This window comes from Rathayibacter sp. AY1F2 (assembly GCF_002930885.1).
Lineage (GTDB): Bacteria > Actinomycetota > Actinomycetes > Actinomycetales > Microbacteriaceae > Rathayibacter.
Map to the genome: position 1 here is coordinate 1 of NZ_PSVG01000036.1, position 12,724 is coordinate 12,724.

Sequence of the window (12,724 nt, forward strand, 5' to 3'; positions counted from 1 at the left end):
CGTGTCGGTGCCCCTCAACGGCTACGGCGCGCGCTGGTTCCGCGTGGTCACGGAGGAGTCGCGCCGGCTGGTCTGAGCGGAGGGGCGGGGCTCTTCTCGACAGTCCAGGAGTCGTCGCAGTCGACCTCGAGTGCGACGGCTCCTGCGTTCTCGCGCGAGCGAGCCGAGCGCGCGGCTCGAGAGTCCAGTAGTCGTCGCAGTCGCGCACGAGTGCGACAACTATCGGCGTTTCGAGGGGGGCGGGGCAGGAACGGAGGACGAAAGCACCCACCGCACGAAACGTTACGCACCCCAGTCCACGGCATCATTGACGTGACCGCCCTCCGCCGCCTACCGTGGAGCGCAACGTTTCGCCCCCGCCGCCGCATCAGGAGGATCCGCATGGCCCCCACTCCGCCGAGCCACCGCGTCCTCGCGAGCGGCAGCCGCATCCCCGCGATCGGCGCCGGCACGTTCGGCTCTGACCGCTACGACGCCGAGACCGTCGGCCTCGCGGTCGAGCACTCCCTCCGCGCCGGCTTCCGCCTCCTCGACTGCGCCACCGTCTACGGCAACGAGCCGCGCGTCGGCCGGGCGATCGCCGACTCCGGAGTCAACCGCGACGAGCTCTTCGTCATGTCGAAGATCTGGAACGACGCGCACGAGCCCGGGGCGGCCGTCGCCTCCGTCGAGCGCTCGCTCGCCGACCTCGGCCTCGACGTGCTCGACGCCGTCTTCGTGCACTGGCCCTTCCCGAACCACCACCCGCCGCACGCCGAGACCGACGCGCGCGATCCGCACGCCCGCCCGTACGTCCACGAGGCGTTCCTCGAGACCTGGCGAGCGCTCGAGGGCCTGGTCGACCGGGGCCTCGTCCGGCACCTCGGCACCTCCAACGTCACGATCCCCAAGCTCGAGCGGATCCTCGCCGACGTCCGCATCGCCCCGCAGCTGAACGAGATGGAGCTGCACCCCTGCTTCCAGCAGCCGGAGCTGTTCCGCTTCTGCCTCGACCACCGCATCCAGCCGATCGGCTACTCGCCGCTGGGCGCGCCGTCGCGGCCCGAGCGCGACCGGGTGGAGGGCGACATCGTCGACATCGAGCACCCCGCGGTGCGGGCGATCGCCGACGAGCGGGGCGTGCATCCGGCCGTCGTGTGCCTCGCCTGGGCGGTGAACCGCGGCCAGATCCCGATCCCGTTCGCGGTGAAGCCGGAGCAGATCGAGGCGAACCTGGCCGCCGCCTCCCTGGTGCTCACGGCCGAGGAGCAGGAGGCGCTGCGCGGCGCCGAGCGCAACAACCGGCTGATCAAGGGCCAGGTCTTCCTCTGGCCCGGCAGCTCCGGCTGGCTCGACCTGTGGGACGCCGACGGCACGATCCCGGGCTGGAGCGGCTACGGCTCGCCCCGCGCCACCCTGTGACGTGGCCACCTACAAGGACCTGCAGCGGCTGACCGGCCTCTCGCTCTCGACCATCTCGAAGCACTACAACGGGCTCGCCGTGCGCCCCGAGAACCGGGCGGCGATCGAGGCGGCGGCCGCCGAGGTCGGCTTCCGGGTCAACGGCTTCGCTCGAGGCCTGCGCTCGCGGCGCTCCCGCACGGTCGGGGTGCTGCTGCCCGCCCTCGACAACGAGTTCCACCTCTCGATCATCGCGGGCCTCGAGCGGGCCCTGCGCGAGGAGGGCATCGGCGTGCTGGTCGGCGTGAGCCGCCCCGAGCCGGGAGCCGCGGTCGACCTGCTGCTCGAGAAGATGGTCGACGGGATCGTGGCGGTGCCGTCCGCGGGCGACGTCGACGCGCTGCGCCGCGCCTCCGAGCAGGGCACCCCCGTGGTGGCCGTCGACTGGATCGACGACGCACTGGTCACCGATCGCGTCGCGCTCGACAACGCGGGCGCCGGCGCCTCCGCCGCCCGCCACCTCCTCGACCACGGCCACCGCTCGATCGCGGTGCTCGGCGGGGAGGACGGAGTGTCCTCCACCCGGGAGCGGACGGCCGGCTTCCTCGCCGCCCTGGCCGAGCGCGGCGTCCACCCCGCCGCCGACGCCGTGGTGCGCGGCCCGCTGACGGTCGAGAGCGGGGTCGCCGCCGTCGAGCGGGTCCTCGCTCTGAGCCCCCGGCCGACCGCCCTGTTCGCGAGCAACCGCGAGCTGACGGTCGGCGCCCTGATCGCCCTCGGCGACTCCGGACTGCGCGTGCCGACGGACCTCTCCGTCGTCGGCTTCGACAACGTCGAGCTGGCCCGCGTGGTCCGCCCGCACCTGACCACGATCGCCCAGCCGACCGAGGCGATCGCCGCCGAGGCCGCAGCCCTCGTCCGCCTCCGCCTCGACTCCGGGGCGGAGCAGCCCGGTCCCCAGGAGCGGAGGCTCCCCGGCCGCCTGCTCGCCGGCTCGTCCGTCGCCCACCTCCACGACCTCTAGGAGCTCCTCTTGCTGACCACGACCCTCCTCCACCCCGAGATCCTGCACGCGCTCGCCCGCGCGGGCCACGGCTCCCGCGTCCTCATCGCCGACGGCAACTACCCCGTCGGCACCACGCTCGGACCGAACTCCGCCCTGGTGCACCTGAACCTCCGGCCCGACATGCTGACCGTCGACGAGATCCTCGACGCCCTGCTCTCGGCGATCGTCGTCGAGGAGGCGACGGTCATGACCCCCGCGCCCGGGATCGACGTCCCCGCGCAGGACGCCTTCCGCCGGTCCCTCGACGGCGTCCCCTTCACCTCGCTCGAGCGGCACGCCTTCTACGCCGAGGCGCGCACGCCCGACGTCGCGCTCACCATCGCCTCGGGCGACCGCCGCATCTACGCGAATCTCATCCTCACGATCGGCGTGCGCCCGGCCGACGCGTCCTGAGCGGGCGGGCGGGCGGGGCGTCGTCCCGCCCGCCCCCGCGACTCCTCCCAGGTCGCCGGTCTCGCGAGCGACTACCGCGACTCCCGCGGAGTCGCGCGTACCCGGCCACTCCCTGAGAGTCCACGAGGCGTTCTCACGGCCGGCATCCCTACTCTGGTCGGCGTGGATCTCGACACCCTCCTCAACATCGGCCTCGTCGTGCTGTTCGTCCTCCTCGGAGGCGTCTTCGCGGGCACCGAGATGGCCATCGTCAGCCTCCGCGAGAGCCAGGTCCGCGCGATCGAGGCCGGCAGCGAGCGCGGCCGGCGCATCGCCGAGCTCGTCCGCAACCCCAACACGTTCCTCTCCGCGGTCCAGATCGGCGTCACGCTCGCCGGCTTCTTCTCCTCGGCGTACGGCGCCTCGACCATCGCGCCCGACCTCGTGCCGCCGCTGCAGTCGCTCGGCCTTCCGGCCTCCGCCGCCTCGACCGTCGCCCTGATCCTGATGACCCTCGTCATCGCGTACCTCTCCCTGGTGCTGGGCGAGCTGGTCCCCAAGCGCCTGGCGATGCAGAAGTCCGTCGCGTTCACCAAGGCCCTCGCGCCCCCGCTCAACGCCCTGGCGCGCCTGATGCGCCCCGTGATCTGGCTGCTGTCCGTCTCGACCGACGCCGTCGTCCGCCTCCTCGGCGCCGACCCGCGCGAGAAGGGCGAGAGCGTCTCGGCCGACGAGGTGCGCGACATGATCTCCAGCAACACCGAGATCCACGAGGACAGCCGCCGGCTGCTCACCGACATCTTCCGCGCGGACGACCGCCGCGTCGCCGAGGTGATGCGCCCGCGCCCGGACGTCGACTTCCTCCGCGGCGCGCTCAGCGTGGCCGAGGGCTACGCGGCGGTCCTCGACCAGCCGCACTCGCGCTACCCGGTGGTCGGCGACGACTTCGACGACGTGCTCGGCTTCGTCCACGTGCGCGACCTGATGTCCGCGTTCCCGGAGGCGGGCCGCGCCGGCACCGCGAGCAGCGTCGCCGACATCACCCGCCCGATCCTCGCGGTCCCCGGTACGACGAAGGTGCTCGCGGCCCTGCGCACCATGCGGCAGGACGGCCACCAGATCGCCGTCGTCATCGACGAGTACGGAGGGACCGACGGCATCATCACGCTGGAGGACCTGCTCGAGGAGCTCGTCGGCGAGATCTACGACGAGTACGACGGCGCCCGCCAGGCGGTCGACGCGAAGGCGGCCGAGCAGCTGCACGACGTCGACGGCGGGATGATCCTCGAGGACCTGGCGGAGCAGCTGGGCATCGAGCTGCCCGAGGGTCCGTACGAGACGGTCGGCGGGTTCGTCCTCGACCGGATCGGCCGTGTGGCCGTCGTGGGCGACTCCGTGCTCGTCGGCGACCACCTGCTCCGCGTGGCCGAGACGGACCGCTACCGCATCTCGCGGCTGACCCTCGTGCCGCAGCCCGCATCGGAGCCGAGCCCGCCGACGGCGCCCGCCGTCTGACGGGCGACCGGCCGCGCCTAGGGCAGAGGGCCCTCCACCCAGCGCGTGGCGGCGCGGCCGTGGGCTCCGGGCTGCGCGATCCACAGTCCGCCGGCGTGCGGATGACGCGCCCGCTCGTCCGCCGAGAGGTCGCGCGAGGCGGAGGTGACGACCGCGATGTCCAGGTCCTCGCCCGCGAAGGCGATGCTGGAGGAGTGCGGGGCGTCGATCCTGATGCCCTCGCCCTCGACCGGGCTGCCGTCGGCCTCGAACACGCGGACGCCGCTCCCGCCCCAGACCGCGACCCACACGCGGCCGTCGGCGTCCACGGTCAGTCCGTCGGCGAACACGCCCTCCTCGAGCTCGACGAAGGGCTCGCGCGGGCCGTGCTCGGCGTCCGCGTAGGAGCGGCGGTGGATCACGCCCGACTCGGTGTCGGCCGAGTACAGCACGGAGCCGTCCGGCGAGAAGCCGAGTCCGTTCGAGAGCCGCAGGTCGTCGTCGAGCACGGTGACGGATCCGTCGTGCTCGATGCGCAGCAGGACGTCGTCGCCCGCCGACTCGCCGAGGGTCAGCGAGCCGACCAGGAGGCGCCCCTGCGGGTCGATCGTGCCGTCGTTGAAGCGGTGCCCCTCCGGCAGCAGCTCGGAGCCGCGCGTGAGGGAGCCGTCGACCTCCAGGATCGCGAGCCGTCGGGTCAGCGCGACGAGCGTCCGCCCGTCGCCCAGGGGCAGCGCGGCGCCGACCTGCTCGCCGACGTCGGTGCGCGAGATCGCTCCGATCCCCTCCGCGGTGACGGGGGCGGACAGGACCGCGCCGGCCTCGATGTCGACCCAGGTGAGGCGGGCGGTGTCCGGATCCCAGACGGGCCCCTCGCTGAGGACGTAGGTGGGGGTGCCCGCGGGCGTCGCGTCGATCATGCCTCCACGCTAGGCCGAGGAGGCGGGCGGTGTCAGGCCCCGCGGGACGGATCCGGGCTCGCGTCCACCGCGCCGCGCTCCGGATCCGGACCGATGAGCTCCGCGCCGCGCTCCGCCTCCGGGTGGGCACCGATGCCCGGGATACACCCGCTCGGCGGTCCGTGACAAGGGGTGAATAGCCCGGCGATATGGAGCCGCCCGCGGGTCTAGTGTCGTCTCGCCGCGCTCGGGACAGCGTTCCTCCGCAACGACGCCGGGGCGACAGGAAGGCGCTCGCCATGTCGACATCCACCAGTCCGCGCGGCCCGGTCCGGAGCCTCGTGCACGCCCGCATCGACAGGCTCCCCTGGACCCGCTTCCACTGGTCGATCGTCGTCGGCCTCGGCTTCTCGTGGGTGCTGGACGGCCTCGAGATCCAGATCGTCGCCTCCGCCGGCTTCGCGAAGGAGTTCGGGCTCTCGGCCTTCGAGGTCGGCCTGCTCGGCACGATCTACCTGTGCGGCCAGATCGCGGGCGCCCTGATCTTCGGGCGGCTGAGCGACAAGCTCGGGCGGCGCAAGCTGTTCATCCTGACGCTCGTCATCTACCTGGTCGCCAGCGGCCTGGCGGGACTCGCGCCGAACTACGTCTTCCTCGCCGTGTTCCGCTTCTTCGCGGGCATGGGGATCGGCGGCGAGTACGCGGCGATCAACTCCGCGATCGACGAGCTCATCCCCTCCAAGTACCGCGGCCGCGTCGACATCGCGATCAACGGCACCTACTGGGGCGGCGCGGCTCTGGGCTCCGCGGCCAACCTGTTCTTCCTGAACGACGCGCTCTTCGCCGAGAACGTCGGCTGGCGCCTCGGCTTCTTCCTCGGCCCGATCCTCGGACTGGCGATCATCTACCTCCGCCGCCACATCCCCGAGAGCCCGCGCTGGCTGATGACGCACGGCCGCGAGGAGGAGGCGGAGCGCACCGTCGACGAGATCGAGCGCCGAGTGGAGGCGGAGGGCGGCGTGCTCGAGCCTGTCGACGACGCGAAGGCGATCACCGTGAAGGCGACGGAGAGCATCCCGTTCCGCACCATCGCCCGGGTGCTGCTGCGGCAGTACCCGAAGCGGACGCTGGTGGGCGCGACGATGATGATCACCCAGTCGTTCCTCTACAACGCGATCTTCTTCACCTACGCTCTGGTGCTCGAGAACTTCTACGGAGTCGAGCAGAGCGCGATCTCGTACTTCTTCTTCCCGTTCGCGATCGGCAACCTCGTCGGGCCGCTGGTGCTCGGCCACCTGTTCGACGTGTGGGGCCGGCGGAAGATGATCTTCCTCACCTACGGCGTCTCGGGAGCGGTCCTGGCCGTCTCGGCGGTCCTCTTCAGCATGGACGTCCTGACCGCGACCACGCAGACGATCCTCTGGTGCGTGTCGTTCTTCTTCGCCTCCGCCGGAGCCTCGAGCGCCTACCTCACCGTGAGCGAGATCTTCCCCCTCGAGCTGCGCAGCCAGGCGATCTCGTACTTCTTCACCCTCGGCCAGATCGCCGGAGCGGTCGCCCCCGCCCTCTACGGCGCCCTGATCGGCGACGGCAGCGACCGCGGCCCGCTGACGATCGGCTACTTCGTCGGCGCCGCCGTGATGATCCTCGGCGGCGTGATCGCCCTGATCTTCGGCGTCGACGCCGAGCGCCGCAGCCTCGAGAGCATCACCGAGCCTCTGTCGACCGTGAAGTCCTGAGGGCGGATCGCCGCGAGGCCGGGAGCCGTTCCGAGGCGTCTCGGAGCCGGCGTCTCGGGGCCGGCGTGGGCCGCCGTCAGTGGGCCGGGCGGTAGCCGGTCCGGTCGTCGGGGGTGATCTGGCGGAGGACGCGGGCGGGGACGCCGGCGGCGATGGTGAGCGGAGGGACGTCGCGGGTGACGACGCTGCCCGAGCCGATCACGGCCCCGTCGCCGATGGTGACGCCCTGGTTGATCGTGACGCCGCCGCCGATCCAGACGCCGTCGCCGACGACGACCGGCTTCGCAGTGCAGGCGCCGGCGGCGCGCTCCGCCGGGTCGAGGGCGTGGTTCGACGTGTAGATCGAGACGCGCGGGCCGAACAGCACGTCGTCGCCGATCGTGATGGGGGCGCCGTCGAGCAGGATGCAGTCGAAGTTCGCGTAGAAGCGGTCGCCGATCGTGATGTTGAACCCGAACTCGCAGCGGAACGTCGGCTCGAGGTGCGCGTCCGCGCCCACCGAGGCGACGAGCTCGCGGAGCAGAGCCTCCCGCTCGACCGGCGAACGCCCGAAGCTCGCGTTGTACGCGTTCGAGGCGAGGACAGCCCGCTCGCGCGCGGCGACCAGCTCGGGGGTCATGTCGTCGTACACGGCGCCGGTCAGGATGTGCGCGCGCTGGTCCTCGAGGGTCATCGTCGTCCGTTCGTCGGTGTCGGCGCCCCGACGGGCGCCCGCGCCCACGCTACGGGGCCGCCGCGCGCCGGGACACCGCCTCCTCCGCCGACGCACCGCTCCTGCCGCGGTGTCTCGATGACGGAGAGGCGTCTCGGCGGAATCCCGCAGCAGGAGCGGCACCTCCGCGCCGCCACGCCCCCGCCTCGCAGCAGGCGTCAGCCCACGTGCACGCCAGGCCGGCGGTCGCGGCGGGACTCCGCGCGGCGGAGGACCTCGCGGGTGACGGGGGCGACCTCGCCGGTGCCGGTGATGAGGAAGCGGAACATGTTCGAGATGGGGCCGCCCTCGGTCCACTCGAAGTAGACGTCCGGGATCACGCCGGTGAGGTCGCGGATCTCGAGCAGCACCGTGGCGATGGTGTTCGGGATGTTGCCGCTGGTCACCGTCAGCACGCGGAAGCCGTGGCAGACGCGGCCCTGCACGACCAGGTCCTCCTCGAAGTCGGAGGAGTCGGTGGTGTGCACCTCGAGGAAGAGCACCGGGCCGCGCATCGGCAGGTTGCTGTCGCGCTGCTCCTCCGCCAGCTTGTCCCGGTACTCCGCCTCGGAGCCGTCGTCGGGCTCGTTCGCGAGGATGCGGATCACGCCGTAGTCGTCGGCGTCCGTGGTGAGGAAGTCGATCGCTGCGGCGTCGAACACCACGGAGGTGGCGCGCAGCTGGAACGAGCGGTGCACCCGCGAGACGAGCGAGACCGCGAGGATGCCGACGATGAAGACCGCCGCGATCCGCACGCCGTCGGGCCTCTCGACCACGTTCACGACCGTCGTGTAGACGAAGACCAGCGCGATGACCGCGAAGCCCACGGCGCGCTTGCGCTGCTTCCTGCGCTTCGCCGAGAGGAACACGGCGACGGACGCGGAGGTGATCAGCACCAGCACGCCGGTCGCGTAGGCGCCGCCCTGCGCGTCGACGTCGGCGCGGAAGAGGATCGTGATGACGAAGGCCACGACGGTGAAGACGAGCACGAGCGGACGGACGGCGCCGGCCCACTGCGGCGCCATGCCGTAGCGGGGCAGGTAGCGCGGGACGATGTTGAGCAGGCCGGCCAGCGCGGAGGCGCCCGCGAACCAGAGGATGCAGATCGTCGCGACGTCGTAGACCGTGCCGAAGCCCTCGCCGAGGTACTCGTGCGCGAGGTAGGCCAGCGCGCGGCCGTTGGCCTCGCCGCCCGGCTGGAACTGCGCCTGCGGGATGAGCAGCGTGGTGACGAAGCTCGAGGTGATGAGGAACGCCGACATCGTGACGGCGGCGGTGATGAGCAGCCGCTTCGCCCCGCGGATGCGGCCGACGGGGGCGTCCTCGGTGTCGCCCGCGTCGCCGCGGATCTGCGGCATGACCGCGACCCCGGTCTCGAAGCCGGAGAGCCCGAGCGCGAGCTTGGGGAACACGATGAGCGCGATGCCGACCATGATCAGCGGATTCCCGTGCTGGGTCGTGAGCGCCGACCACCAGTCGCCGATGACGACGGGGTTCTCGGCCACGTGCCCGATCGCCACGGCGATCACGATCGCGTTGAGCAGGAGGAACACGGCCACGAGCACGACCGCGATCGAGATGGCCTCGCGGAACCCGCGCAGGAACACGATCCCCAGCAGGGCGATCAGCCCCAGCGTGAGCGGCACCTCCGCCCCGTGGAACCAGGCGGGGGCGAACGGGTTCTCGACCGCGTGCGCCGTCGCGTCGGCCGCCGAGAGGGTGATCGTGATCATGAAGTCGGTGGCCGCGAACCCCAGCAGCACCAGCACGAAGAGCTTGCCGCCCCACCAGGGCAGCAGGCGCTCGAGCATCGCGATCGACCCCTCGCCGCGGAAGCTCTCGCGGGCCACGCGGCGGTAGACGGGGAGCGCGCCGAGGAGGGTCAGCACCACCAGGACGATCGTCGCGAGCGGAGAGACGAGGCCCGCGGCGAGCGCCGCGATGGCCGGCTGGTAGCCGAGGGTCGAGAAGTAGTCGACGCCGGTGAGGCACATGACGCGCCACCACGAGTGCGTCCTGCCGGTGGCCGCGTGGGGGCCGGGGTGCGCTCCGGAGTCGTCGCGGAGGCCCTCGAGGAGCCACGCCTTCACCCCGCCCGCGCGCGCGGAGGAGAGAGGGGAGGGTTCGAGGGCGTCGGGGTCGCCACGGACGACGGAAGAGGTCACTGGATGTTTCTACTCGCCGTGAGGAGCGCGCCCGCCCGGAATGAGCGGATCCTCACGCTTTCCTCACGGGTAATCGGCTGGGGAGGGACGTCGGCGCGCGATCCCGCGTCGTGAGGGGGTCGTGAGCGTCGCGCGAGCGGACCGTGCGGATCGGCCCGGTACGCGTCCGCGTTCCGTCAGGATCCCCTTGCACCCGCCGTCGCGGGCAGACGATGGCGCTCGTGCACCTGCTCCTCCGCCTCCTCGACGCCGGTCCCCGCTGGGGCCGCCACACCGTCGGCGCGAGCCGGTACGGCGTCGTCCGGAGCGAGCTCGTCGTCTTCGCACCAGGCACCTCCGTCGAGGAGCGCAGGCGCCTCCGCCTGCACGCGGCCGGTCCGCAGCTGGTCGTGGCCGTGACGGCCGCCGGCGCCGTCGGGACGCTCGCGCTCGACCGGCTGCCGCTCCTCCTGCTGGCCGCGCTCGCCCTGCCGACCGCGTCGCTCCTGCTCCTCTCGGCCCGCTCGACCCGCCGCCTCCGCCGGGCCTGCGCCCGTCGGCTCGTGATCGCGGACGTCGACTCCCCCGCCGTCGCCGAGCAGGCGGCGATCGCTGCCGCGCTGCGGCGGGCCGACAGGCTGCTCGACGCCGGCGTCCTCACTCCGCTCGAGCACGAGGAGGTGTGGGCCTGCGCCCACGACCGGGTCGCGGGCCGCGTGGCTGACCGCCGCTCCCAGCCCCGGGCGGGAGGATCGGGGACGTCCGCCACCGATGGGAGCCCCTCATGACCACACCGCGCCGCGCACTGATCCTCGTCGACGTGCAGCAGGAGTACTTCAGCGGTCCGCTCGAGATCCAGTACCCGCCGCACGCGCAGTCGCTGCCGAGGATCGCCGCCGCCCTCGACTCCGCCGCCGCCGCGGGCCTCCCGGTCGCCGTCGTCCAGCACAGCGCGGGCGAGGGAGCGCCGATCTTCGACCCGTCGGGTCCGTCCTTCGCGCTGCACCCGGAGATCGAGAAGCGCCGCTCGGATTCGTGGAAGAACGTCACGAAGCAGTTCGGCACGGTCTTCGCGGGGACCGACCTGCTCGACTGGCTCCGCGAGCACGACGTCGACACGATCACCCTCGTCGGCTACATGACCAACAACTGCATCCTCGCCTCGGCCGCCGAGGCCGAGACGCACGGGCTCCGCGCCGAGGTCCTCTCGGACGCGACGGGCGCGATCGCGATCGCGAACGACGCCGGCACGATCGACGCGCACTCCCTGCACACCACGCTGATGGCGCTGCTCAACTCGAACTTCGCCGCCGTCGCCCCGACCACCGTCTGGATCTCGGCGCTCAAGGGCGAGTACACGCTCCCGATGAGCAGCCTGCCCGAGTCGGCGACGGCGGGCGCCGCTCGCTGACGGGCACTCCTCCGGACGGATCGGCCGGCTCTACTCTCGGTGCATGGCCCTTCTGCACCGTGCGACGATCACCCCCGGGAAGCTCGAGATCGTGGAGGCATGGGCGCCGACGCAGCCCTGGTGCGAGGGCGGCGGATTCACGCTGCTCGGCGCCTACCGGTTCGACGACCCCGATGGCGAGGTGGGAGTGGAGACGCTGATCGTCCAGTCGACCGGGCAGCCGCCGCTCCAGGTGCCGCTGACCTACCGCGGCTCGCCTCTCGCCGGCGGTGACGCGCATCTCCTCGCGACCGTCGAGCACACCGTCCTCGGTCGTCGCTGGGTCTACGACGGTGCCGGCGACCCCGTCGCGATCGCCGCCTTCGCCACGGCGATCCGCACCGGCGCCCGGGAGGTCGAGCAGCATTTCGAGGAGGACGGGCAGCGCATCGTCCGCCCGCCGACCGCGACGGTGCAGGGCAGCGGATCAGGCGCCGGAGCGTCCGGGCCGCCGTCGACGGTGCTCGTCCGCAGCGACGCACGGACCACCACGACCTCGGCCGACGGTCTGACTCTCGTCCTCGCGCGGGTCCTCGCGCCGCCGTTCCTCGAGGGCGAGGAGCGGCTGACCGGCAGGTGGAGCGAGGCGCTCCCCGTCACCCTCGCCGTCCTGGCCTGAACCGGCTCCGGTGGTCCGCCGCCCCCCGTCGCCCGGGTCGTGGGCGACGGACGGCGGCGCGCTCCGGGAGGACCCGCTCAGTGGCCGCGCAGTGCCGCGACGGTCCGAGTGGGACTAGTCGTTCAGGTGCGCGATGGCGTAGTCGGCCTCGTCGCTCGTGAACTGCTCCCCGTACTCGCTGGTCAGCTGGTCGCGGATGGCCTCCGGCGCCATCGCCATCTGGGCCTGGTAGTCCTTGGCCTTCGCCAGCGCGTTGGCGTTCCAGTCGGCGGAGACGGTGTCCACCGCGTACTGCGCGGCCTCGGGCGAGAACTGCTCCCCGTACTCGGAGGTGAGCTGGCCGTACAGGCCCGCCTTGCTCATGTGGAGCATCTCGGAGTAGCTCTGCGCCTTGATGAGTGCCGAGGCGAACTCGGGCGAGACCTGCGCAGCAGCCGCCGTCTCGACAGGCGCCGGGGCAGGGGCGACCGTCTCGACGGGTGCGGGCTCCGCCGTCTCGACGGGTGCGGGCTCCGCCGTCTCGACGACCTCCGCCTCCTCCGTGGCCGGCACGACGGGAGCGGTCGTGGGCTCGGACGACTCGACGATCACGGCCGCCGGGCGGTCGCTCGAGGCGGAGTTCACGGCGGCTCCGAAGCCGATCGTCGTCAGGAGCGAGGCGAGGACGGCCAGACCGCCGAGGACGACGCCGGTGATCGACATCGCCTTCGACTGACCGCGGCGGAGGGCGAGGATGCCCAGGATGACGGCGGCGATCCCGACGAGTGCTCCGAAGACCGGCACGAGGCCGACGAGGAACGCGACGATGCCGACGACGAGTGCGGCGATGGCGAGGCCGGTCGGGCCGGTCGCGCGGGGGCGGGGAGGGAG

The 12,724-nt window shown here is 72.5% G+C and carries 12 protein-coding genes; 8 read left to right on the forward strand and 4 right to left on the reverse strand.

The window, feature by feature from the left end; translation table 11 throughout:
• The first annotated feature begins 381 nt into the window (after positions 1 to 381).
• From C5C54_RS16935 to C5C54_RS16950, 4 genes are all read left to right on the forward strand, one after another.
• Positions 382 to 1,401 carry an aldo/keto reductase gene (locus C5C54_RS16935; RefSeq protein ID WP_104288845.1) on the forward strand — a complete coding sequence of 340 codons (1,020 nt, stop codon included), beginning with the start codon at positions 382 to 384 and terminating at the stop codon, positions 1,399 to 1,401.
• Position 1,402: 1 nt separating this feature from the next.
• The gene (locus tag C5C54_RS16940) at positions 1,403 to 2,404 is read left to right on the forward strand and encodes a LacI family DNA-binding transcriptional regulator (RefSeq protein WP_104288846.1); all 1,002 of its coding nucleotides are present in this window, start codon (positions 1,403 to 1,405) and stop codon (positions 2,402 to 2,404) included.
• Positions 2,405 to 2,413: 9 nt separating this feature from the next.
• Positions 2,414 to 2,839: an RbsD/FucU family protein gene (locus tag C5C54_RS16945; RefSeq protein WP_104225080.1), complete on the forward strand. Its 426-nt coding sequence runs from the start codon at positions 2,414 to 2,416 to the stop codon at positions 2,837 to 2,839.
• A 162-nt stretch (positions 2,840 to 3,001) separates the two neighbouring features.
• Positions 3,002 to 4,333 (forward strand): hemolysin family protein, encoded by a 1,332-nt coding sequence (locus C5C54_RS16950; RefSeq protein ID WP_104288847.1) that lies wholly within the window; start codon positions 3,002 to 3,004, stop codon positions 4,331 to 4,333.
• Positions 4,334 to 4,350: 17 nt separating this feature from the next.
• On the opposite strand, the gene C5C54_RS16955 is transcribed toward C5C54_RS16950, so the two are convergent.
• On the reverse strand, positions 4,351 to 5,232 hold the full coding sequence (locus C5C54_RS16955; protein ID WP_104288848.1) for an SMP-30/gluconolactonase/LRE family protein: 882 nt from the start codon (positions 5,230 to 5,232) through the stop codon (positions 4,351 to 4,353).
• Between the two features lie 278 nt (positions 5,233 to 5,510).
• Here C5C54_RS16955 and C5C54_RS16960 point away from each other — a divergent pair, with 278 nt between their 5' ends.
• Entirely contained in the window at positions 5,511 to 6,950 is a 1,440-nt protein-coding gene (locus C5C54_RS16960; RefSeq protein WP_104288849.1) for an MFS transporter, read from the forward strand.
• Between the two features lie 76 nt (positions 6,951 to 7,026).
• On the opposite strand, the gene C5C54_RS16965 is transcribed toward C5C54_RS16960, so the two are convergent.
• Together C5C54_RS16965 and C5C54_RS16970 are read right to left on the reverse strand one after the other, a co-directional pair.
• A complete protein-coding gene (locus C5C54_RS16965; protein ID WP_104261687.1) occupies positions 7,027 to 7,623 on the reverse strand; it encodes a sugar O-acetyltransferase in 597 nt (198 codons plus the stop codon).
• Positions 7,624 to 7,820: 197 nt separating this feature from the next.
• Positions 7,821 to 9,806 (reverse strand): amino acid permease, encoded by a 1,986-nt coding sequence (locus C5C54_RS16970; protein WP_374953291.1) that lies wholly within the window; start codon positions 9,804 to 9,806, stop codon positions 7,821 to 7,823.
• A 221-nt stretch (positions 9,807 to 10,027) separates the two neighbouring features.
• Here C5C54_RS16970 and C5C54_RS16975 point away from each other — a divergent pair, with 221 nt between their 5' ends.
• From C5C54_RS16975 to C5C54_RS16985, 3 genes are read left to right on the forward strand one after another with little or no spacing between them, the layout of a single operon-like run.
• Complete coding sequence (locus C5C54_RS16975) at positions 10,028 to 10,573, forward strand: DUF6611 family protein (RefSeq protein ID WP_146078891.1); 546 nt, start codon at positions 10,028 to 10,030, stop codon at positions 10,571 to 10,573.
• Positions 10,570 to 11,196 carry an isochorismatase family protein gene (locus tag C5C54_RS16980; protein WP_104261683.1) on the forward strand — a complete coding sequence of 209 codons (627 nt, stop codon included), beginning with the start codon at positions 10,570 to 10,572 and terminating at the stop codon, positions 11,194 to 11,196. Before C5C54_RS16975 ends, C5C54_RS16980 begins: the two co-directional genes overlap by 4 nt.
• 43 nt (positions 11,197 to 11,239) lie before the next feature.
• A complete protein-coding gene (locus C5C54_RS16985) occupies positions 11,240 to 11,854 on the forward strand; it encodes a hypothetical protein (RefSeq protein WP_104248269.1) in 615 nt (204 codons plus the stop codon).
• A gap of 114 nt (positions 11,855 to 11,968) precedes the next feature.
• Here the strand turns inward: C5C54_RS16985 and C5C54_RS16990 are convergent.
• A partial coding sequence (locus C5C54_RS16990; RefSeq protein WP_308470747.1) for an Ltp family lipoprotein occupies positions 11,969 to 12,724 on the reverse strand: 756 nt, incomplete at its 5' end.